The 22631-nt window shown below is 62.9% G+C and carries 20 protein-coding genes; 5 read left to right on the forward strand and 15 right to left on the reverse strand.

Annotation, left to right across the window (positions count from 1 at the left end):
- The 14 genes from AB433_RS18610 to AB433_RS18670 form a co-directional block, all read right to left on the reverse strand.
- Positions 1-1683 (reverse strand): ATP-binding protein (locus tag AB433_RS18610; protein ID WP_245626762.1); only part of this gene is annotated, 1683 nt, incomplete at its 3' end.
- A gap of 330 nt (positions 1684-2013) precedes the next feature.
- Entirely contained in the window at positions 2014-2532 is a 519-nt protein-coding gene (locus tag AB433_RS18615) for a DUF736 domain-containing protein (RefSeq protein ID WP_047824571.1), read from the reverse strand.
- A 139-nt stretch (positions 2533-2671) separates the two neighbouring features.
- Positions 2672-2944 (reverse strand): hypothetical protein, encoded by a 273-nt coding sequence (locus AB433_RS18620; RefSeq protein WP_179945002.1) that lies wholly within the window; start codon positions 2942-2944, stop codon positions 2672-2674.
- 67 nt (positions 2945-3011) lie between these two features.
- Entirely contained in the window at positions 3012-3425 is a 414-nt protein-coding gene (locus AB433_RS18625) for a DUF3768 domain-containing protein (RefSeq protein ID WP_047824574.1), read from the reverse strand.
- 70 nt (positions 3426-3495) lie between these two features.
- Positions 3496-3732, reverse strand: a complete 237-nt coding sequence (locus AB433_RS18630; RefSeq protein ID WP_047824576.1) for a hypothetical protein — start codon at positions 3730-3732, stop codon at positions 3496-3498.
- Complete coding sequence (locus AB433_RS21865; RefSeq protein WP_053059305.1) at positions 3729-4058, reverse strand: DUF6927 domain-containing protein; 330 nt, start codon at positions 4056-4058, stop codon at positions 3729-3731. The genes AB433_RS18630 and AB433_RS21865 overlap by 4 nt, the downstream gene beginning before the upstream one ends.
- Positions 3944-4213, reverse strand: a complete 270-nt coding sequence (locus tag AB433_RS20950) for a hypothetical protein (RefSeq protein ID WP_179945003.1) — start codon at positions 4211-4213, stop codon at positions 3944-3946. Before AB433_RS20950 ends, AB433_RS21865 begins: the two co-directional genes overlap by 115 nt.
- A 128-nt stretch (positions 4214-4341) precedes the next feature.
- The gene (locus tag AB433_RS18640; protein ID WP_047824578.1) at positions 4342-4998 is read right to left on the reverse strand and encodes a hypothetical protein; all 657 of its coding nucleotides are present in this window, start codon (positions 4996-4998) and stop codon (positions 4342-4344) included.
- Positions 4999-5103: 105 nt separating this feature from the next.
- Positions 5104-6003 carry an ArdC family protein gene (locus tag AB433_RS18645; RefSeq protein ID WP_047824580.1) on the reverse strand — a complete coding sequence of 300 codons (900 nt, stop codon included), beginning with the start codon at positions 6001-6003 and terminating at the stop codon, positions 5104-5106.
- 82 nt (positions 6004-6085) lie between these two features.
- Positions 6086-8140 (reverse strand): ParB/RepB/Spo0J family partition protein, encoded by a 2055-nt coding sequence (locus AB433_RS18650; RefSeq protein ID WP_053059306.1) that lies wholly within the window; start codon positions 8138-8140, stop codon positions 6086-6088.
- Positions 8141-8315: 175 nt separating this feature from the next.
- On the reverse strand, positions 8316-8690 hold the full coding sequence (locus AB433_RS18655) for a DUF5615 family PIN-like protein (protein WP_053059307.1): 375 nt from the start codon (positions 8688-8690) through the stop codon (positions 8316-8318).
- On the reverse strand, positions 8687-9268 hold the full coding sequence (locus AB433_RS18660; RefSeq protein ID WP_047824584.1) for a DUF433 domain-containing protein: 582 nt from the start codon (positions 9266-9268) through the stop codon (positions 8687-8689). The genes AB433_RS18655 and AB433_RS18660 overlap by 4 nt, the downstream gene beginning before the upstream one ends.
- Before the next feature lie 113 nt (positions 9269-9381).
- Positions 9382-13593 carry a strawberry notch-like NTP hydrolase domain-containing protein gene (locus AB433_RS18665; RefSeq protein WP_047824586.1) on the reverse strand — a complete coding sequence of 1404 codons (4212 nt, stop codon included), beginning with the start codon at positions 13591-13593 and terminating at the stop codon, positions 9382-9384.
- 59 nt (positions 13594-13652) lie between these two features.
- Positions 13653-14411, reverse strand: coding sequence for a DUF7146 domain-containing protein (locus AB433_RS18670; protein ID WP_245626764.1), 759 nt, complete (start codon positions 14409-14411; stop codon positions 13653-13655).
- A gap of 202 nt (positions 14412-14613) precedes the next feature.
- Here AB433_RS18670 and AB433_RS18675 point away from each other — a divergent pair, with 202 nt between their 5' ends.
- From AB433_RS18675 to AB433_RS18685, 3 genes are all read left to right on the forward strand, one after another.
- Positions 14614-15807 (forward strand): AAA family ATPase, encoded by a 1194-nt coding sequence (locus tag AB433_RS18675; RefSeq protein WP_047824590.1) that lies wholly within the window; start codon positions 14614-14616, stop codon positions 15805-15807.
- A gap of 291 nt (positions 15808-16098) precedes the next feature.
- Positions 16099-16959 carry a ParB/RepB/Spo0J family partition protein gene (locus AB433_RS18680; RefSeq protein ID WP_425389125.1) on the forward strand — a complete coding sequence of 287 codons (861 nt, stop codon included), beginning with the start codon at positions 16099-16101 and terminating at the stop codon, positions 16957-16959.
- A 61-nt stretch (positions 16960-17020) separates the two neighbouring features.
- Positions 17021-18283 (forward strand): replication initiator protein A, encoded by a 1263-nt coding sequence (locus AB433_RS18685; protein WP_047824593.1) that lies wholly within the window; start codon positions 17021-17023, stop codon positions 18281-18283.
- Between the two features lie 521 nt (positions 18284-18804).
- Here the strand turns inward: AB433_RS18685 and AB433_RS18690 are convergent.
- On the reverse strand, positions 18805-20043 hold the full coding sequence (locus tag AB433_RS18690) for a hypothetical protein (protein ID WP_245626765.1): 1239 nt from the start codon (positions 20041-20043) through the stop codon (positions 18805-18807).
- Positions 20044-20091: 48 nt separating this feature from the next.
- Here AB433_RS18690 and AB433_RS18695 point away from each other — a divergent pair, with 48 nt between their 5' ends.
- Together AB433_RS18695 and AB433_RS21470 are read left to right on the forward strand one after the other, a co-directional pair.
- Positions 20092-21300: a tyrosine-type recombinase/integrase gene (locus tag AB433_RS18695; protein WP_047824597.1), complete on the forward strand. Its 1209-nt coding sequence runs from the start codon at positions 20092-20094 to the stop codon at positions 21298-21300.
- 609 nt (positions 21301-21909) lie between these two features.
- Entirely contained in the window at positions 21910-22416 is a 507-nt protein-coding gene (locus AB433_RS21470; protein WP_245626766.1) for a site-specific integrase, read from the forward strand.
- Positions 22417-22631: the final 215 nt, after the last annotated feature.

Consider the following 22631-nt stretch of genomic DNA (forward strand, 5'->3'; position numbering starts at 1 on the left):
AAAGCTCGTCCGCCAGGCCTGCCCGCAGCAGTGTGGCTGGTGTAGCCGGCAGATCGCCTCGCGCCTCTTTGCGATCGCAACCGGTAGTTCCTGAATGAGATGCCCGCACCAGTGCGCCGACCATTCCGCGATAGTCCGCGCGACCACTTCACGGTCGCGCGCAGCATCGGCGAGGTGATCGGAAACCGGGTTGCCAGATACCGGGTCACAGGCACCGTGGAGTTGGCCAATACAGACGGGACAGGTGCCGTCGTCGACATGCTCATGGTCATGCATCCAAGTGGAAACCTTGGCGTAGAGCTGCGCACGGCGCGCGCGATCGGGGGCACTCTCCAGCTGTGCCAAGGTTGTGGCTTCGGCCTCTACCTGCGCCAGCAAAGCGACGACCGCGGCGACATCATTGGAGTCCACCGAGAGCGATGATAGTCGGGCAATCGATGGTAGCTCGCCCGCAGTTTTCAGCCGTTCGATAGCAGGCAGGATACTCGCTTCAAGGTCATCGCGCGCCTGTTTATTCTCGGCGTCGAAGCCGTCGCCCAGAACTTCCTGCGCATTCCTAAGCGCCGCTGCCTTCAGATCGACAAAATGCGTGCCAATCGCGCCAATCCGGTCTCTGGCTTGCGCATCGGTCACGGCAGGCGCGTCACCTTCAAATGCAATTGCCGGTGTCTCGGCGATGACGGCGGCGAGATCGTCGACAGCCTGCTGATACTGGTCTGCGATTCCATCGCGCTGGGATTCGAGCTCCGGCGTCGCTGTCTTCCTGATCCGCACTGCCATTTTCTCGGTATGCTTCGCGAGATCGACGAGGTCTGCAAGTCCGGTCAGGCGCGCCACGGATTCGCCAAGTTGGGATGCCGAGCCTACCGCCAGAAACGGCAGCAGTGCAGGCATCGTTGTGGCGATCCGCCACGCGATCGGATCGATTCCGTCGAGGTCGGGCGGAGTCTCATTGAGCTTTCCGCGCGATGACCGGGTCTGGCTGCGCCGGAGCGGGGGCAGAGGCGCGCCGTCGCCATCGGCAAAGGTAACCTCAACCCAGCTGTCCGCCGGGATAGGTTGCCCGTCGGGGGTAGTTCGGTTGATTTTTGGGGCATCGGCGTGATGGCCGACATTCGGATGGGTGCTGACGCTGTGATCGTCCCTCGCGATCTCACACGCAAAATCAAGAGTCCCATCCTCTGGGGCACGCTGCGAGCGGATCAGTTGACCGGTAAGGCACCAGACAAGAGCATTCGCGATCGAGGTCTTGCCAGACCCATTGACGCCCTCGAGCAATGTGATCGGCTTGCCAGGCTCGAACACGAACGAGGCGGGCGGTTCGGTCACGCGCCCATAGGCATGCAGCCCGGCAAAACGGTGCGCTTCAACCCTAACCAGCCGCAGCACCCGGGTCGGAGAAGCCGGCGCGGCATCTGCTGTGGCCAAGATGGTGGGAGGTGGCGTGCCGATCGTGTCGATGACCGCCTCAGTATCTCCCACTGACAAATTGCCCTGCCATTTGGCCCGGTTGCGACGATACCAATCAAGCACCGCGCGGGCGTCGTCCGACGCCAGTGTTAATTGCTCTCCATTGCCAAGTGTGACGGCTCGACCGCCGATGAGATCGGCAAGCAAGGCATCGGTCGTCAGAAGATGAATATCGCGTGATGCTGCGGGTGTCGTCAGCCATAATGTCCTCATATTGCTGAGACATTCTCGCGACAAAAATGATGGTCGTCCAGATCACGACAGATAAATCGGCGACTTCACCACCGGCGTTGAACAACCGGTAGGCGAGCATGCCCGCTCAACTATGCTCCATTTCCCCAAATAGAATAGCTGCAATGTACGCGTTCAAAGCCCTTCGACCTGTCGGAATTCTCCAAAGCCTCCCCTGCAAATAAAGAGGCGGAACGTCGGGCGGGGGATGCGCCGACGTTCCGCCTCGGGCCGCGTGGGGCGGTTGCGGCCGTTGCATGGGGACGGGGACCCGCGGTTGGGTCCCCGTCCTTTCGGAGGAGCAGTTCAGGCTCAGGCGTCGACCATCGGCGGCAGGGCGCCTTCGTCTTCGCTGGTGCCGCTGTCCTTGGCGCTGCCACGACCGCGCTTTGCCGGGAGCGTCGCGGTGCTGTCACCGAGACCGTCGCCGGAGCTGTCGCTGTCGGAACCGGCATCGTCGCCAGCGAACATGTCGCCTTCGCCGTATTCGGCAGTGCCGAGCTGGCTGTTGCGCCGACGCGGACGCTGCCAGGCGACCGCCATGGTGCCGTCCTCGCGCGGGAACACGGCGATGTAGAGCGGCTGCGACATCGACGGATCGTCTATCTTGCCCTGGTAGAAGATCTCGCCGGTCGAGTTCGAGGCGAGTTCGAACAGGGCGCCGACGATGACCCAGCGACGCTGGTCGTTGAGCGCGACGATCTCGTACTTGGGCGCGCGCGGGTTGCTGGAGCTCACCGGCCGAAGGCCGATGGTGCGGGTGATGGTGAGCGTTTCGACAGAGCCGATCAGCTGGCCATTCGCGTTCTTGCGGATTTCACCGATATTCATGGGGACGTTCTCCTTGAAGGATTGATTGCGACCGGACCCCTTGTCCGATCACCATTCTTCCATCCCCCTTCCCTCCCGGCCGTCAGGCCGAGACCTGCGGGCCATGCCCGCAGCACTTCTGAGGAGAGGCACGGAGAGATCACCGGGAACCGCCCCGCCCTGCCCCCAGCAATCCGACAATCAGCGTGCTGATGGGCCGGGTCTGATCATGAGGGTTACGCAGCCGGTCGATCTCGAGGCGCGAAGCAAGACCATCCGGCACCTCGGCATAGTCGCGGACGAGCGCTAGCAGCGCGGAAGCGCTCGGGATTTCCCGGAAGGTGGTGCCGCGCCACAGGCGCACATCTGGATCGGGCGCGCCGTCGCTTGCGGCGAACACGGTGACGAAGAAGGTATCGAGCCGGGGTCCCAACCCAGGGCGACCTCGAAGAGGTCGACATGGTTGGGAAGCGGTTTGAGCGAATAGCGCGACATCTGGCTCAGTAGTCGGTCGCAAGCATGACGGTGACCACCCGGTAGCTGGTCTGCTCATCCCACGGCGCCTCTGCGCCCCACTCAAATGTGCCGTCGTTCTCGTAGACATCGACTTTCCAGAAGATCTTGCGATCAAGGAATGTCACCACGCCGAAGTCCCTCTCGCCGTTGGGGTCGTTGCCCGGATCGATCGGGGTTTCGCGAACGAGGCGGAGCAATGCAGCCTGGTTCTGAAATTGGCGCACCTGCGCAATGGCCGCATCGTCCGCGTCGCCCGCAAGCAGGTCGACGAGATTGCGGGTGAACACCATGCGGGAGTTCGCAAGCGTACCGGCACGCGCGGCATCGTTGAGCCGGGCGATCTCGCCGGCGCGGGACTGTTCGGCGGAAAGGCATGATGCCTGGGCAGGCTGGGCCATGGAAAAATGCTCCTTTTGCAATTGATCGCCCGGTCCGATCCCCCTCCCCTCCTTGCCGGCGCTTGCCGGGTCAGGCGGGAATGGGTTCGTCATCGTTGCTGGAGATGACGACGCGGGTGACGATGCGCGCGGGCGAAGCGCGGCTCGCCAGGACGACGCGGAATGGTTGCAGGGGATTGCCGGTCTTCACCACGGCGGTGTCGGCGGCCATACGTTCAGCGACCTGGCTCGCGACACGGTTGGCATTTTCGATACTGCACAGCCGCGCGCGCTTGGGCGAGCGAGTGGATAAGGCAGGTTCGCTCATGACACGTGCGGAGCTGCTGGAGGCGGGACGATGGTCCAGGCACGGCTCATCAGGTTCGTGATCCGCACGCCTACGCCGTCGGTCATGCGGCACAGCCGCGTCTTGTTGCCAGAGGCAACCACGCGGAACGTTCGTTCGCTGTGGCCATCGGTGAACGTCAGGGCTTCGGCAAGCACCAGCGTGTCGCCGGGCCGGGGCTTGCGGCGCGAGGTCAGCGCCAGTCGCTGGCGGCAATGTTCGCGCCAATGCGCGGCGTGTTCGTTCCTCGGCGAATCGAGCAGGTCAAGAATCGAAGCCGGGCAATCGTAGCGATACGGCCCATGGATTCTTCCATGTCCTTGTATGCGAAGATGTAGCCGTCACGCGCCTTGGGGTTCCAGCGGATGAGGCAGATCGCCGCGAAGACGAGTGAGGTGCCATCGGACTCATAGCTCTGACAGGCAGCGTACCACGCGCCAGAACGGACCGAGGACTTGAGCACGCGCAGGCCCGTGGTCCGCCCTTGTCCAGGTCAGGCGGGAATGTGAACTGGGCATCGAGATATGCCTTGGGCGTGGCATGCGGCGCCATGCCTGATGCGGTCATCGAGAGCCAACCCATCGGGGCCTCCTATACGAGTTCGGTTTGTCGGGGTTCGAGTTCGAGGCGGGTCTCGCGCACCACGGTCGCGCGGAAGCGGACCGGAACGGCCAGCACCGCGATGTCGCAATAGTGATTGCGCTCGCCGATATAGTCCTGCCGCCCGTTGCAGCGGCGGAACATCACCTCGCGGCCCGCACCCATGCAGGAGAGCGCGACCTGGATGTAGATCGCATCGGCATGAAGCGTGATCTCGCCCGAGACGGCGACGCCGCCTGGATTGACACGCAGGTCATAGTCGTCGGCACCAAGACCCAGCTGCCGTGCCGCAATCCTGAGCGCCGAGCGGGCTTCGCGCTGGAACACGCGTTTGGCTTCCGGGTCGTAGCCCACGCCGCGTCGGGCGAGCGCCACCAGCGCGGGCTTCGACTTCAATTCGTCGATCCGCTCGATGCATTGGCGGCGCAGCGGCGCATCTTCGGCGAAGGTCGCATCTGGGGCGTGGCCGAGCGCAATGCGTCCGACATGGCGGGCAAGCAGGATGGTCGCCGGATCGCGTGCCAGGTCGATTCCGGCATTGCGCGCGTCCTGCATTGCATCGATCACTGCCTGGGTCGCGGTCGGGATCGTTGACAGCCCATCGGGCTGGAGCGCCCGGCGGTAGCGGAAGTCGAGATCGTAGTTCATCGCATGGCTCCCTTGCGCCGGAAAGGCGCATGGGCTGCCCACCCCCTCCCCTTCCCGCTCGCCGTGCGAGCGCGGTTGAAGAGATTGGCGATGTGCTCTCAGCGATCAGGCCGCCTTGCGTTCAGGGTCCGCAAGCGCGGGATCGAACTGGCGCAGCCACTGGACCGCCTGCTCGGCCTTGGCCGCGGCATGGAGGATGGCGGTCTTGTCACCGCGCATGATATTGAGCCAGTGATCGATGTAGGAAGCGTGGCTGTCGTGCAGCTCGTTCGGCAGGCCGTATTCAGCGCAAAGGATCGACTGCGCCAGGCTCGCCACAACTTCCTCGAAAGCATAGGCCTGATCACCGAAGCGCTTGCCGAACTGGCGATTGAGCCGTTTGGCATGGCCTGAGGCGTGAGATAGCTCATGGCAACGGGTCGAAAAGTACGCCTCGATTGAATGGAACGCCTGTGGCTGCGGCAGCGTCACCGTGTCTGTCGAAGGCGTGTAATGCGCGCTGCTGCCGCCATGGACGACCCGGATCGGAATCGCATCGAGGAAGTCACGCACGCCGGCCGACAGTTCGCCGATGGCTTTGGGGTCCGGTGGCTCCGGGTAGTAGTGCGCCGGCAAGCCATCGATCTGGCTGGCATTGAACACGTGGTTCCATTTCATGAACCGGATGGTCTTTTCAGTGGTCTCGCCGGTCTGCCGGTCGGTGTCGGTCTTGTGGGCGGTACTGTAGAAGACGCTGTAGGAACCGGACTCGCCCTTGCGGACCTGCCCGCCAAGTTCGGCAGCTTGCCTATACGTCATCCAGTAGGGACTGGCGTAGCCGCAGGCCTCGGCCACCGCCCAAAGGAAAAACGTGTTGATCCCCGTGTAGGGAATCCCGTTGTGTCGCATCGGGCGAGTGCTGGTCGCCGACCAGGGCTTGAGCCACGGCGCGGTGCCTGCAGCGATCTTCTCGAGGATGAGGTCAGTGATGACCTGCGCAACGTCAGGTCGTGGCTTACGGGTCATGGGTATACTCCCGTGTTGTTGGGGCGCAAGCCATCCTCGCCCGGCACCTTGGCCAGGCGGGGATAGCAAAGCATTCGGATAATCAGGCGTCGACCGTTTCGCGGACCTCATCGGCGGCATCTGTGACGTCCGGTTCGGGCGCTTCGTTCGGAGATTCACCTTCGCCTTCGTCGGGCTGCGCCTCCCCTGCCCCGGTGTCACCCAGCACCCGGAACCGCATCGCCTCAGGCACCCAGGCCAGCGCTGCCTGCTTGACCTCGGGCGCGACGATGGTCTCACCGGCGAACAGCTTCTTGCAGGATGCGGATAGGTCGCCCTTCTTGGCGCCCATGAAGATTGCCGCCATGGTCGGTCCGCCCACTTCGGTGACGTGCGCGAGCAGTGTCTGCTTGCTCACCCGGTCGAAGTAGTTGGCCGAGGTGGGCCGCCAGTGATTGGCGACGTTGATCTCCATCAGCGATGCCAGATGATCGTGGAGTTCGATCGGTTCGGGACCGGACTGGCCGGGTTTGCGCGCCACGCCCATGCTCGCTTCGAGCGTACGGGCAACGCACCAGGCCAGCCATGCGGCCTTGGCTTCGTCATCGAGCGCGCTGAACGCGGTGAACCTCTCGACCGTGCGCTCATGTTCGGTCCAGGCGGTATCGAGCGTCTCACGCATGTCGGCCATCAGCGTGTGCGCCGGAGACTCCGGATAGCTGGCAAGGTAGAGCGAGGGCGATGGCGCGCGGATCGTGGTGCCGAGCGCCTGTGCGCCGTAGGTGAGCCCGGCATCGGCAATCGCGAAGATCATGTAATCGAGCGCGATCGCCGGGTTGGCTGCGAGGTTGACCGAGAGGATGTCGCGGCGCTGCACGGCGAGCTCCTCGACCAGCTTCTGCGAAAGCGGTTTGGGCGCCGATCCGGCATCGCCGCCTCCGTCAGGCGCACTACCCTCGCCACTGGCGTCGCTGCCACGCGCCTTGCGCTTCTCGAGCGGCTTGTCGCTGTAGAGGCCGTGGGCAATGGCCGGCTCGCCGTTCTCGCGCACGATGACGAAGCAGCCGAGGTTAGCCTTCATCTCCTCGGGGATCACCGGGGGTTTGTCGTGAAGGGCGTCGTACGCTTCGGTCGCTGCTTCCCAGCGTGACTGGAAGTCTGCAGCCGCAGTCTCGTCGTCTTCATCAAGGCCGTCGCTTTCGGCTTCGAGGGCGGAGATCGTCTCGAGTAGGCGGTCGGCCTCGGCCTGTTCCTTGTCGGTAAGCGGGGCGGGTTCGAGATGGACCTGGTGCAGGTCTTCGGTTGCCGCATAGGGCACTCGGCTTTCAAGAACCGGGCGCACCCAGGCATAGCCCGAAGTCTCGGCGACCTCTGTTGCAAAAGCCTGGAGTTTCTCGCCGGCGATGCGCTGGGCGATTTCGGCGTCGATCCAGGTCTCGTTCGAGTCCTCGGTGAAGAGATCGCGCTCGATCCGGCCACCCGCAGCGAGGTATTCTGCTTCACCGGCGAGCCTTGCCATCGGCGAGGACGAGCGCACAGCGCTGTGGGTGATCATGCGCCGGATCGAATCGGGCTGGTTGCCCTGCCAGGAATCGGCCAGTTCGTTCCACACCATCATCTGGCGTTCGTGATTGGGCGTGGTCGCGTAGGCCTTGGCAACATCGAGCGTGATCTGGCCTTCCTCGAGTGCGGCGAAGATCGGATCGGCGAGATCAGCCAGGCGCAGGCGACCCTCGATGAACCGTCGCGTGCGGCCGAACCGCTTGGCGATCGCGTCGAGGTCGCTGCCCTCGTTGACGAAGTGCTTGTAAGCGCGGATCTCGTCGGTCGGGGTCATGTCGAGGCGGATGACGTTCTCGATCAGCGAAAGTTCGGACTGCTCGGCGCTGTCGGTGTCGATGACCTTGCAAGGCACTTCGTGGGTCTTGGCCACCTTGCCCGCCTCAAGCAATGCATTGAGCGCGCGCAGCCGCCGGCCGCCGGCGGTGACGTCGAAGAACCCGCGCCTTTTGGCGGGCACCACGATCAGGTTCTGCAGGAGGCCCTTGGCCTCGATATTGGCGGCAAGCTCCTCGATGAAGAGGTTGCTGTCGTTCTTGCGGACATTGGCCTCGGACAAGCGCAGCTTGCTGAGCGGGATCATCTGGATATCGTTCACGGGAGGGCTCCTCATGGCCGGAATGGATCGAGCCGAACGGCTCAACCCCTCCAACCCCCCTCCCCTTTCGACACTTCAGGAACGAAAGGGACGCCCGGTTGGCAGCAACGCGGGCGGTGCAGGTCATATTGAGGTTGTGCGGTGGATAGCCCCCGATAGCGAAGTCGTCACATCGTCAGGGAAGTTCGAAAAGCCGAAAGGTCCCGTCCAGGGAGACCTCAAGGACATGATTGACCATCACATCCGACGGGACCCCGCATTCTGTGAGGTATCCAAGGGCTTCCTGCAAAAGGCGAAGGGCATCATCTCGGCGAGCGCTAGGCAGGATGATAAGACCAGGGTGTATCTCCTCGCGTGCCACCAGCTTGCGGAAATCGATGGCGTTCTCGGTGACGATGACCCGATCTTCGGCAAGGCAGCGGGAAAGGACAACGTGATCAGGCTCGCCGAGGCGGCCCATGTCTCTTGGATGAATTGCACTATGCTCGCCCGTTTCAGTGAGAACGCGGGCGAGCAGTGGAGACAGGCACTCGTCGATAAAAAGGTTCAAGCCGCTTTCGCCCAGGGCCGCCCGCCCGGCCGCCCCACCAGCGGATGGGTCCGGGCATAAAGCGCGGCAGTCTCAATTGCCTCGCGGCTCAGGTGTGGATTGTCATCGAGAATATCCTCGACACTATCACCACCTTCGAGCCTGCCAAGAACCGAATAGACTGTCATGCGCGTGCCGCGCAGCACCGGAGTGCCGCCCATGATTTCTGGGTCGGTGACAATGTGGTCTTCGCGCGCCTTGCTGTAGCGCTCGGCACGTTCGGCGAGATCGGAACCGACGAGCGCGGGAATATCGACGACGACCGCAGGCGCGATTTCGAGCGGCTCGCTCGTCATGCTCGCCACCGGACGTTCGGAGAGCCTGCGAACAAGATCGCGCTTTGTGGCAAGCGAAAGCGTTACCGGCAGACGCGTGACGATCGCCGCGTAGGGCACAGCGTGGAGCGGCAGCATGCGCCGCCGCCCGCGCGCCTTGGCGCGAATCCCGGCAAGGACACGCTCTTCGATCGCCTTGTCGACAGACCGCACGGATACATCGGCAAGAGCCGCCACTTCCCGGGAAGAAAACTGGCCAGTCATTTAATTACTCCCTAGCTAGGGGATAGATATACGCAATTGGCGAATTTTTCAAGGCGCAAGGATGCAGGACTCTGCTTTGGTCCCGACCATTTCAGCAGGGTGTACCCACCGGCTTAGCCAACGACAGCCTCCAGCACCGCCTCCGCCTTCTCCATCGGCACGAACACCCGTGTCTTGTAGGCGATGATCTCGGTGAAGCAGCCCATGGCCTTGAGCCCTGCGATCCTTCCGGGTTCGACATCGGCAATCTCGATCCGCCGCGCGCCGTTGACCCGTGAGGTGCGGATGGTGAAATTCTTCGGGTGCGGCGCTTTCCATGTGCCGCCGCCAAGTATGGCCTGGACGATCTTGCCGGGATCGACCTGGGCCTTGCGAGAAACCCCAAGCCGCTCGAGCGTGGCATCGACGAACAGGTCGTGGACGTGGCGACCGAGCCATGAGGCGCCGGTCTGGTCGACAATGCGATTGACCGTTAGGTCTTCCTTGGGGAGCGCGCCCCAGATCGGCAGCAGCAGACCGGTTGCGAGATAGACTGTCTCGGTGACCAGCTGGTTCTCGTCGGCGGCGTACTCTGCCTGCCAGCGCGCCTCGAAGTCGTCGCGGGCAATATCCTCCCACGCGGATTCGGCGAGCCGTTCGGCGAGGATATACTCGCTGCGCAAGGGGCGGACGAGTTCGAACCGGCGGATGTAGTTGCCTTCCTCGTCCATGTGCGAGGGCGCAGGAATGCACAGCGCGACCTTGTCCGAGCGGGAGTTGTGCAGGAACCGCGGATTGTCTTGATGCGCCGCCATCGCCATGACGCGTTCGAGCGAGGTGAGCTTGCGGCGCTGGGTGAGCGAGAGTTCAAGCAGGTGCGAAGTCGCCCCGGTCACCGGATCGGTACGGATCACCGTGTCGGACAGGACTTCGCAGGTCTCCACTGCAATGGTCTCGACCCCGATGTCGAAGGTGCCAGCTTCGCGGGCGGTGGCGACCCGGGTTTCGACGAGCGTGAGGAACTCGTCGAAGATCGCATTCTGCACCGCGATCTTCATCGCGAGGATGCGGTTGAGCCAGCGCTGGATCGGCGGCAGGTTTTCGCTGAGCACACCGTCGCGGTCGGTCAGTTCGAGCCCGCTGATCGTCTCGAACTCCTGCAAGCTGGTGCTTTTGAGCTTGCCGGTGGCAAGCAGGCAATACCAGTCGTGCAACGCGTGCTTGGCGTAGATGCTCTCAAGATTGTCGGAAGCATCGAACATGCCCTGACCGCCGGTCTGGCGCTGACCGCGTGTCAGTGCGCCCAGCGCATCGAGGCGGCGAGCGATGGTGCTGGTGAACCGCGCCTCGCCCTTGCAGTCGGTGGTGACCGGGCGGAACAGTGGCGGGCAGGCCTGATGAGTGCGATGCGTGCGCCCGAGGCCCTGGATTGCCCGGTCGGCGCGCCACCCCGGTTCAAGCAGGAAGTGGACACGGCGCTGCTGGTTCTTGACGTCGAGACTGGCATGGTAACTGCGCCCGGTGCCGCCAGCGTCGGAGAATACGAGGATGCGCTTGGCTCCGGTCATGAACGCGCTGGTCTCGGCAAGGTTGGTGCGCGGCGAGCGGCTTTCGAGGCGCTGCTGACCCGAGCCATCGCGCACCAGGCGCTTGGACCGCCCCGTCACTTCGGCCACCGCCGTGACGCCATAGTGCTCAAGCAAGGCATCGAGCGCAGTCGGGATCGGCGGCATGGCGCAGATATATTCGAGCAGCTCGTCACGTTTTGCCTCGGCCTCGGGGTTGATAACGGGGTTGCCGGCGTCGTCATACATCGGGCGTGAGCGAACATCGCCGAGTTCGTCGACGTATTCCTCCATCTGGCGGGTTGGGAATGCGCGGCCAAGGTAGTCGACGACGTATTCCTTGCAGTCGGTTGTTATGTCGAGCGTCTCGCGCTCCGGTTCGAGCTCGTTCAGCCGCCGGTTGAGGATCGATTCCGCCGTGCTGACCAGCTGCACGACCACGCTTTCATCCTGTGCCAGATGCTCGTCTATCGCGGGATAGATCGATGGCAGCTTCATCGAAAGCAGCACCTGGCTGAAGAAGCGCTGCTTGGTGCCCTCGAACCGGCTGCGCGCCGCGGCCTTGGCACCGCTGTTCAAGGTGCGATCTTCAAGGCCATCGACAATCCCGGTCAGTTCGAGCGCGGCTTTGAGGTTCTGGTGGATGATGGTCCAGGCTTGCGAATAGGTGTCGTAGATCTCGATCTGCTCGGGTGTGAGTTCGTGGCGCAGGATGTCGTATTCGATGCCGGCAAAGCTCAGTGCCCGGGCGAGGTATAGCCCTGATGCCTTGAGATCGCGCGCCACCAGTTCCATCGCGGCAATGCCGCCGTCGCGGATCTCGCTGATGAACTGCTCGCGCGTAGCAAAGGCTGTGCCCGGCCCCCACAGTCCGAGCCGCACCGCATAGGCGAGATTGTTGACGTCCGAGGCCCCGGTCGCCGAAGCATAGAGCACGCGGGCGCGCGGCAGAGTGTTCTGCAGCAGCACCCCGGCGATGCCCTGGAGCGAGCCTTCCTTCTGGCCCAGCGCCCCTTCCCCACCGGCAACACCGCCCATTTCATGGGCCTCGTCGAAAACGATCACGCCCTCGAAGTCAGCGCCTGCCCAGCGCACGATCTGGTCGAGCCGCGTGTCTTCGACGCGCGATGATCGCAATGTGCCGTAGGGCACGAACAGGATGCCCTCGGGCGCGGTGATTTCCTCGCCGATCTTCCAGCGCGCAATGTCGAGAATGTCTGCGGGCAGCCCGCCGATCGCCGACCAGTCGCGCTGCGCGTCCTCGAGCAGCGGTGCATTCTTCGATATCCAGATATGGCGGCGATTGCCCCTGAGCCATTGGTCGAGGATGCAAGCCGCCGCTTGCCTCCCCTTCCCCGCCCCGGTGCCATCACCGAGAAAGAAGCCGGTGCGATAGAGCTGTCCGTCGGGATCTTCCTTCAGAGCAACCTCTCCGGCGGGATGGCTGAACCGACCCTGCAGATCGCGAGACCAAGCCTCGCCTGCATAGATGACGGTTTCGAGCTGGGCGGCCGAAAGCAGGCGCGCGGTGACCGTACGTTCGGGCAGGTGCGGCACATAGCGGGGCATTGGCGCGGCGATCGAAGCCATGGCGGCAGATTCGACGAGGTGGGTCGGGTGTTCGCCTGCTTCGGGAAGCACGATCCGAGAGGGCCGGTAATCTGCATAGACCCCGCGTTGTTCGCCCATCGGCGCCGGGTCTCCCAGCACCTCGTAGGAGACCGGCCTGACTTCGTTGGTCTGGGCAGCGCGGATGACGACGGGGCGCGCCGGTCCAGCCTTCACTGAACGGAAAAACCCGAGTTTGGCCGCACGGGGAACGGCCGACTGCTGCGCTTCGCGCAGTGGCATGCGTGGGGGCACCGTAGCAATAGCCGCGAGCAACTCGCCCGCTGACTGGCGGTTGATCGTCGAGACCGCGCCATCGCCCGCCACCTTGTCGATCACCAGCATTCGCACCGCGATGCCAGTGCCGTGCTTGGCGTAGCCGCCCTTGTCGAGGCGAAGCGAAAGCGCGACGCGCGCGCCTTGCAGCGAATGGCAGAATGCATCGCCACCTCGCACGGTTGGCGCGAACCAGTCGGGCATGATCGCCACGATCCGGCCGCCGGGGCGCAGGAAATCGAGCGCGGAACGCAAATGCCGGGCCGCCGTATTGGGATCTTCGCCTCGCGATTGCGAGACCGAGAACGGCGGGTTCATGAGAATAACGCTCGGTCGTTGCGCACCAGCAAGAAGCGCGGTCAGCTTCGCGCCATCGTGACGGGTAACGGGTACGCCCGGGAACAGGCCTTCGAGCAGCTCGGCTCGGGTCGGTTCCAATTCATTGAGCAAGAGCCGGTCGACATGGGGCTGTGCTAGCATCGCCAGGATACCGGTTCCCGCGCTCGGTTCGAGCAGGACATCGTCGGGTGTCAGGCGTGCGAGGTGAACCGCGAGCATGGCCAGCGCGGGCGGGGTCGAAAACTGCTGGAAAGCGATCTGGCTCTCGCTGCGCACGGTATGGGTCGGAAGCTCGCGTGACAGGGCCTCGAGCGCGCGGATAGATGCAGCCGCGTCGCAACCTCGGATCAGTTCGGGCACGGCTCTCACCACTGCCGCTTCAAGCGCCTCGAAACTGTCGCGCTGCTGCCAGAATCCGGCGGCATCGGAGCCGCCGCAGGCTTCGGTCATCGCTTCGCTGAGCGCCGCGCGATCGATGGGAATGGCCAACAACAGTTTGGCGGCAAGCGTACGGGCGGCGGAAAGGATGGCATCGGCGCGCGAGATCGTGACGGTCATGGAGCGGGTCCCCTCAAGGCAATGGGCCGGACTGGCCCATCCCCTCCGCCCCCCTCCCCTCACCGCTTCAGGAGATCGGCCCAGTCGTTCGCGCCGCGCGGAGGCCAACGGGTCTCGATGGCAAGGCCAGACCGGGAGTAGGCAGCAAGGGCGCGGTTCGCCGCGCGATGCCCTTCCGCATCGTTGTCGGCGAGCAGGATCAGCCGTACAACGGTTCGCGGAATGGTCAGCTGGTGAAACCGCTTGGCGCCCATGCTGGCCCAGGCCTTGATGCCGACAAGATCGGTGAAGGCTGCTGCGGTCTCGAACCCTTCGCACAGGCCAAGAACGCTCTCAGGTGTGCCGTTGGTCCATGCAGCCCCGATGGCGCGGCCAAGGCAGAGTTTGGCAGTGCTGGCCCCGGTTCGTGGATCGAGGAATATCCGCTGGATCGCGGCAAGATTGCCATCGCGGCGCATCCCGACCAGCAGCGCCGGTTCGAATCGAGCCAGGGCTCCCTGCCCTCTCGGACACCGTGGATGGAAACGCAGGTCCTGGAGTACGCCGCCGATGCCACGAACCTGGCGGACATAGTATTCGGCCAGCGAACCCTCGATGGGACGACCCTCGCGCCAGATTTTGAGGAAGGCGTTTCGCGACCTTGCAGGCGCTCGCTCGATCTTGGCCGGATCGAAATGCGGTATGCGTGTGATTCGGCCGATGGCCCGCAACACGTCCGAGCGGTCGCAACCTGCATGGCAGGTAACGAGAATTGCGCGATCACCCTGCCGGATCGACAGCGAGGGCGTCCTGTCGGCATGGGCCGGGCAAAGACACATGGCGGTGTTCCCGGACCAGGTGCCGCCGAGTCGGCTAACCAGGGCTTTCAGCTCGGATGTGGGTCTGTTGCAAGCGAGGGTCATGCAATCGAAGCACGATCCCCCTCCCCTCACCCCGCTTCAGGATCGAATCCCGGCTGGACTGAATGAGATTATGGTTATAGGAGAAAGAAAACGTTCAAGTCTATTTGCTGGGATCAAAATGCATTCAGAAGTCGAGCGCATAGCAGAAATGGCGCAAACTGGCGAACGCATGATCGAAAGACTGCGACGCCAAGCATTCCTGCCCGAATCGCGCAAGGAGCTTACCGTTCGATTCGGGATCGCAGAAGCCGCGAGCCTGCTTGGCTGTTCAACGAATCGTATCCGCATGGCTGAAGACGATGGGCGACTGCCTCCTCCCCCGCCAACAGAGAATGGACGGCGCCCCGGATACGGGATCAATGATCTGCTTAACATGCGCGAAGTTCTGGGCGCATCTCCGGCGCGCGCTCCGCTCGATAACCCGGCAATTATTGCTGTACAGAATTTCAAGGGCGGTGTCGGCAAATCCACTGTGACGACCCACCTTGCGCATTATTTCGCGGTCCAGGGATATCGCGTCCTCGTGGTTGATTGCGACAGCCAGGCGACGACAACGACCTTGTTCGGCTTCAATCCGCATTTCAATATCACGCGAGAGCAGACGCTCTATCCATACCTCTCAATCGATCCTACCCAGACCGACCTTCTCTATGCCGTGCAGAAGACGCCCTGGCCCAACGTTGATCTGATCCCGTCCAATCTCGAACTCTTCGACGTTGAGTATGAGCTGGCCGCATCGGGTGCCGATGGTGGCAGTGTGCTAGCCTCTCGCTTCCGCAAGTTGAAACAGGGCTTGCAGGACCTTGCCAGGGATTACGATGTCGTGATCCTCGACCCGCCTCCGGCACTTGGAACTATTTCGCTCGCGGTAATGCAGGCGGCCAATTCACTGATCGTGCCGCTGGCAGCCACGACGCCAGATTTCTGCTCGACCGTGCAGTTCCTTTCGATGATGGATCAGGTGACCGGGCAACTGGCGGAAGCGGGAATCGTTGTCGATTACGATTTCGTCCGGCTTCTGTGTTCGAAGTTCGACAGCAACGATCCGAGCCACGCGATGGTAAGGCAGATCATGGAGCAGACCTTCGGCCCTGCCCTGCTGCCCGTTCCAATACTCGAAAGCGCGGAAATCAGCCATGCCGCATTGCGCATGATGACGGTTTACGAACTGGAGCGTCCGATCGGCACGGCACGAACGCACAAGCGCTGCAAAGGCAATCTCGATGAAGCTCTCGCCCAGGTCGAAGTTCTCGTGCGTAAAGGCTGGGGTGTTGCCTCACCTGCCAGCGAGCAGGAGGTGATCAATGCATAAGTCTATATCTGTTCCATGCCGCAATGTTCATGCTTTGTTCGTTGCAGTGGCACTCGGCGAAGGAGCGATCTGATGGCGAAAAAGCAAAGCGACTACCTCGCCAGTCTTCTGGCTGAGGACGAGGCGGAAGCGGAAGCGCCAAAGAGCGACACCCAGGATGCAGCGATCCCCCTTCCCTCTCGCGGTGAGCCGACGCGCGCCAGTGCGCGTGCAGGCCTTTCGCTCCTTGGACGTGAGAATGCGCTGTCGCGGGTTGCAACCGGCGAAGTCCGGCAAGTCACACAACTGCTTTTGGATCCGGCGCGTGTGCGGGTCTGGGCTGGAAATGCGCGAATTCAAGCAAAGCTCACTGAGGACAATTGCCGCGATCTCATCGATTCGATCGTAGCAGAAGGTGGGCAGAAGGTTCCCGTGGTTGTTCGCCACATCAAGGACGATCCGGCCCACGACTATGAGCTGATCGCAGGAACCCGGCGCCACTTCGCCATCTCCTGGCTGCGGGCACATTCGTACCCGGACATGAGGTTGCTCGCGCAGGTTGCCGAACTCGACGATGAGGCAGCATTCCGCCTCGCCGATATCGAGAACAGGGCCCGCAAGGACATCTCGGACATCGAGAGGGCGCGGAACTACGCTGCAGCACTCGAATTGCATTATGGCGGCAAGGCCGTCCGCATGGCTGAGCGGCTCAAGCTCTCAAAAGGCTGGCTTTCGAAGATGTTGAAGGCAGCCACGATCTCTGACGATGTGCTCGTTGCATTTGCCAACCTGCACGAGCTGACGCTCAATCCTGCTTACAAGCTGGCCACCGCTCTTGACGATAGTGCGCGCGCGACCGCCATCCTCAAAGAAGCCAAAGCGATCGCTGGCGAAAACCAGGCTGCACTAGACAGCGGCACCCCTCCCCTCCCCGGCGCAGCAACCTTGCGTCGGCTCATGGCTGCAAATGCCGTGAAGGCTCCAGCACCGGTCGATTTGCGGATGGAGATTGCCGGTCCACACGGTAGGCCTGTCGTGGCCGTCAAGGCGGTTAACCGACAGGGGATCACCCTGCACCTGCCGATGGCAAGCGGTGCAAGCGACGATGCTGTCGCCGAGGCGGTTCTGAAGGTTCTGGAAGGCCTTCGAGAGAACGGGATCTCGGTGAAATAGTGGACGGCGCGGCTGCATTGGTCGGCGCAAGTGCCCGGAAGTTTCCTCGAGGAAACTTCTCGTGAGTCGCGCCCGCAAGCAAGCTGTAGGCGAGCAGTTCGATTTGTTTCTGCCGTATATCGCCGATCTCAACTTCCGCGATCAGCGGGAGATGATGGAGCGACCGTTCTTCAGCCTGGCAAAGTCGAAGCGCATCAAGCCAATTGACTATAACAGCCCGGATGGGAAGCTGTGGGTCCATGTCAGCGCCAATCCTGACTATGGCATGGCCACGATTTGGGATGCGGACATCCTGATTTATTGCGCAAGCATGCTCGCCGACATGGCTAGGCGAGGGCAGAACGACATTCCTCGCAAGCTCCATATCATGCCCTATGACTTGCTTCGGGCTATCGGGCGGCCAACGACTGGGCGAGCGTATGAGCTACTTGGCCAGGCCCTCGACAGGCTCGTATCGACGACAATCAAGACCAACATCCGCGCGGAGAATCGTCGCGAGGCAACGTTCAGCTGGCTCGATGGCTGGACGCAGCTGGTCGACGAGCGCACTGAACGTTCCAAAGGCATGACGCTTGAGCTCTCAAACTGGTTCTATGAAGGCGTGCTCATGAAGGGCGGAGTGCTGGCAATCGACCGTGCCTATTTCAGCATCAGTGGTGGGCGTGAGCGATGGCTTTACAAGGTGGCGCGCAAACATGCCGGCGGGGCAGGGGAGGGCGGCTTTGCCATCACCATGCCAGTACTGTTCGAAAAGAGCGGTGCCGAAGGGGCCTACCGTCGGTTCAAGTTCGAGCTCCTGAAGCTTGCCGAGAAAAACGCGCTGCCAGGCTATGAATTGGTGGTCGAACAGTCAGCAAGAGGAGAACCACTCCTCCGGATGCTCCGTAACAACGCGAAAGGCGAAGGGTTGACGGTATCTGCCGAAGACATCGCCGACGGTCGATCCGCGTTCGAACAGCTCGCAGGCAATGCTAAAGCAGGGGAGGGCGCGACAACCGAACTGGTCGAGAAAGTTTCCTCAAGGAAACTTCCCGAGCCGGTGAAGCCTCCAAGAGATGAGGAAGAGGTTCTGGTCGACGCTCGCTCGTTGATCAAAAGCACCGTCACCGGGCTCTCCGACGCCGCCACACGTGGCTTCATGACGGATGATACGATTGAGCTCCTCCGCCGCGAATGTCCGGGCTGGGACCTCTATAATCTTCATGCCGAGTTCGAAGCCTGGGTGAACGCTTCAGCCGAGCGAAGCCCGGTCAATTGGCAAAAAGCCTTCATAGGCTGGGTGAAGCGACATCACGAAAAACACCGGCACGAATTGCGCGGCTGAGGCCCTCGAGGCCGCCGAGCGGAGCCAACGTAGCAGTGCCGATTGCCCCGGCAAACCGGTCAAATTTCAGGTCAGCGCCAGTCCGCGTTCCCGAAGTGTCGTGTCGAGACAACCTGGCACCAAACCCGAAGTAGACCATTCAGCTCCCACGCGCCCAATTGAATCACTTTGTGACGACCTCCGGCAAAACTGATTCAAAAACTCGTGCAAGCCTGAGGCATTGCGTAGCCTTTCGACACTTCAGGAACACAAAGCAGTCTGTCAACGACACTCCGGGAACCGATAACCGACACATCAGGAACAGCACTCCCGACACAACGGGAACGGATTGTCGATACAACAGGAACGGCTCGATGTGCCCGACTCGTGGATTTCCGGGCCAAACGCGCCAATTCTGGGCCATCTAACTTTCTAACAATACCATTTAACCCCTCTAACCCATAGGAGAAGTTCAATTTCATTGAATTGATCAGGGGAAGGGCGGGATCGGCTAGGACGTAATCACGAAGCATATAAACTGCCTACCGCGTGCGCTCGAGCAGCCTGTCAATCTCATCCATTGCCGCATCGAACTCGGCAAGCAGCGGGGAGGGCAGGGCGCCCGACCGCTCGCTGCTCATCTGGATAGCTCTCTCATGTTCGCCAGTGGCTACCAGCAGGACCTTGCCCCTGACCGTCTCGACCCGGGCCATCCCCGCATCGACCAGCGCATCGCGAACGGCATAGGTGCCTCGCCGTGTAATCCCGAATGCCACGCCCATCTGTTCGAGCCCGAGCGGAGCAAACCCCGCAAGTAGCATCCAGACCTGCGGAGCACGCGCCGACGAACGCAAATGGCCAAGACTGTGGTGCATGCGCATCGCCTGCCTGCGCGCAGTTTCGGCCAGCTCGATCAGCCCCTGAACACTTGCTGCCAGCCTCTCGGCCATGACGATCCGCCGCGAGCAGGGCCCCAGCACCGGCCTGAGTGCTTCGGCGGTCACCGCACCGGGGCAGGGGAGGGGGACCCGCCAGGCGCCACAGGAGGCCAGCAGGCGGCCCTGGAGCGCATCGAGGGCCCACAGTGGCGTGCGAATGCCTGCGCGCTCGATCGCGACGTCACGGCCCAGCAGTGGGAGCACAGCGGCACCGCGTTCAATGGGCGCGAACAGCGCCGATTGCCGCAGGCGCCGGTTAAGCTGTTCGAGCGCCGCGAACGGCAAGGACGAGGCAGAGACAAAGGGGAGGGGGCCTTCCCCGATCAGCCCGCGTGCAGCCTCAAGCGCCTTGGTGGGAAGCCCTACAGCGCTGTTATCGCTGCCATCGGCAGTGAACCTCGCGGCGGCCGATATAGTTCGGGCTGCCGCGCTCAGCAGCTCCCAGGGATGATGGCCCAGTTCGGTAAGCAGGGCGCGGACGATGGTGTGCGCGGGGCAGGGGGTGAGGGGGGTCTCCAGCGGGGCACGCTCGAGTCCAGCGAACCAGTGATCGAAGCGCATTTCGGCATCGGTGAACCCCGATTGCAGCAGCGCGGCGATCAGCGTCCGGCGTAGCAAGTGCATGCAAAACAGAGTCTTTTCGTCATCGGAGAGGCCCGCGACCAGTCCGTCTAGCCGTCCCAGAACAAGCGCGCAGGACGCCTCGGTGAGGGCTGCGTCCTCAGCCGGAGCGTCGTCATCAAGGGTAAATGCGGTGAGCGGCTCCATGCCCAATGTGTAGTGAAACGCAGAACACTGCACAAGTGCCCGGACGTACTGCGAATGGACATGTGATAATTGCACTTATCACATGTTGCAAATCTATAAGATCGGGGGCAGAATCGCCTTCTGATGGCCCCGGAAACCGCCCTCGATGACGATCGCCCTGACAGGGGTGAAGCGCTGTCGCTGTCGCGCGATCTGGCGCTAGTGGCGCATGGGCCGGGTGCCGGGCCCAGCCCGGAACTGCTGGCCGCCTATGTCCGTGCCGCCGCGCCCAACACGTTGCGGGCGTTTCGATCAGATGTGCTGGCGTTTGACGCATGGTGCCGGAGCAGGGGGGAGAAGTCTATACCGGCCTCGCCGCAGATCGTCGCCGACTGGCTCTCGACGAGGGCAAGCGGAGGAGCGGCACCTGCCTCGCTGTCGCGCTACAAGGCTTCGATCGCGCGGCTGCATCGGCTGTGCGGTTTGGCCGATCCGACCGGTGACGAACTGGTGCGGCTGACGCTCGCTGCCTATAGGCGTGAGAAGGGGGTCGCGCAAAAGCAGGCGCGCGCCTTGCGGTTCCGGGGCGCGGTGAAGGATCCATTGTCCGATACCCCGCGCGGGATCAACGTGCGCGCGGTGCTGGCTTCACTCGGCGACGGCCTCACCGATCTGCGCGACAAGGCACTGCTCAGCCTCGCCTACGATACCGGGCTGCGTGCCAGCGAGCTGGTCGCCGTGCAGGTGGAGGACATTGGCGAGGCGATCGACGCCGATGCGCGACTGCTGGCAATTCCGCGCTCGAAGGGCGACCAGGAAGGCGAGGGAGCCACCGCCTATCTCTCTCCGCGCACCGTACGTGCGCTTGAGGCCTGGCTCAAAGCTGCCGTAATTGGCGAGGGGCCGGTATTCCGCCGCGTGGTCGTGCGGCGCTATGCCGCCCGCCAAGCGCGGAAGGCCCGCAATGGTAAGGAGCGGGGATGGAATGCGCGCTGGGTGCCCGAACGGTTTGCGGCAAAGGACGCAGAGCCGGTGCGGATCGAATCCGATGTAGGGGAGGGGGCCTTGCACCCCGGTTCGATCACGCCGCTGATTCGCTCGATGTTGCGCCGTGCGTTCGATGTGGGCGCGTTTGGAGATCTCGATGCGGCGACGTTTGAGAAGCAGGTGCGCGAGATCAGTGCGCACTCGACGCGGGTCGGTGTCAACCAGGACTACTTTGCTGCCGGCGAAGACCTTGCCGGGATCATGGATGCACTGCGATGGAAATCGCCAAGGATGCCGCTCCAGTACAACCGTAACCTCGCGGCTGAACAGGGCGCGGCAGGGAGGCTCTTGGGGAAACTACGTTAGCTTAGAGGCCAGTTTAAACTATCGATAATGCACTTTATCGATAGTGACATTGCCAACTAGCGCGCCTAGCATATCCGCATGGCTGCAATCTTACCCTCGGTCTCCTCCGCTGCAAACGCTTCGGCACGGGTGGGCGAGATTGTGGTCGTCCGCGGCGCCGGTGAGGCTCCACTGCCGCGAAGGCATCGCGGACGGGCTACCGTCGCCAGCTAACCGACTTGCTCGCGGCACTCGTGGGTCAGGGAGCGACGATCGGTCGCCACGCCTTCCGCAGCAGTCTCGAGGCGCGCGCTCCGACGAGCGTCAACGCGCTCGCCAATGATCTCGCCAGTCTTGCCGTGGTGCACGGCCTGCTTGCGAGCCGAGCCCAACGCGGGGACCGATCGTGCGCGATGCGATGCGCGGTTTCCGGTGCCGGGTCGATGAGGCCCAGCGCTAGGCGGGACCGTTGCGGTTTGGCGCGGGCATCGGCGTCGGCCCCGCCAAAGGGTTCACCTTGGGCACGCTACTGCAGGCCTGTCCGGAAACGGTGCCGGGCCTGCGTGATGCGGCGCTGCTCAGCCTTGCCTATTACACGAGACTGCGGGTTTGCGAGCTGGAGCGGGTCGCATGCGAATCGAAAGCGATGGTTCGGCCGTGCTCACCGGACGGCGTTCGAAGACCGATCAGGAAGGGCAGGGGGCCTATGCCTGGCTTTCGCCCGACATCATGCGTCGGCTTGCGGCCTGGCGTGAAGCAAGCGGAATTCTTGACGGGCCGCTGTTTCGGCGTATCGGTCTGGTCCGCACCAAAGCGCGCGCCGCTGCGCCAACCGCAGCGCTGCCGCCTCCCCCGGAATTTCAGTGGCGGGTACCTGCCGGGGCGAAAGTGTCCACGGAATCGAAATCCGTCCTCGGCTCGACGACTTATGTCATCGGCGAGGAGCCGCTGACGCCGGCGGCGGTGCGACTGATCACCAAGTGCACGGCCATGCGTGCGGTGGAGAATCATCTGGTCCATCTCTTCGGCAAGGAACTCGATGCCGCGCTCAGCACCCTTTCGCTTAGGGTCGGGCTCACGAAAGATCTGTTCGCGAGTGGTGAAGATGCGGGCCCGACCGCTCAAGCACAGCGGTAGACGCCGACGTCTACCGCGCTGCGTTACGGCCGCAAGCTTGCACCGGCTTCCACTGCGACCGCGCGGATGCTGCGGGAGGTGAGGGGGTAACGGCCACCATTCGGGTCGGGACTGCCCGAGTGATGGGTGCAATTCGCTGCCATCAATTATGGCAGAGCGACCGTCCAAGTGCCTACAGCAATGACCTAGGGATGTTTGATCCCAGACTTTGATGG

The organism is Croceicoccus naphthovorans (assembly GCF_001028705.1).
In the GTDB taxonomy this organism is placed as follows: Bacteria; Pseudomonadota; Alphaproteobacteria; order Sphingomonadales; family Sphingomonadaceae; genus Croceicoccus; species Croceicoccus naphthovorans.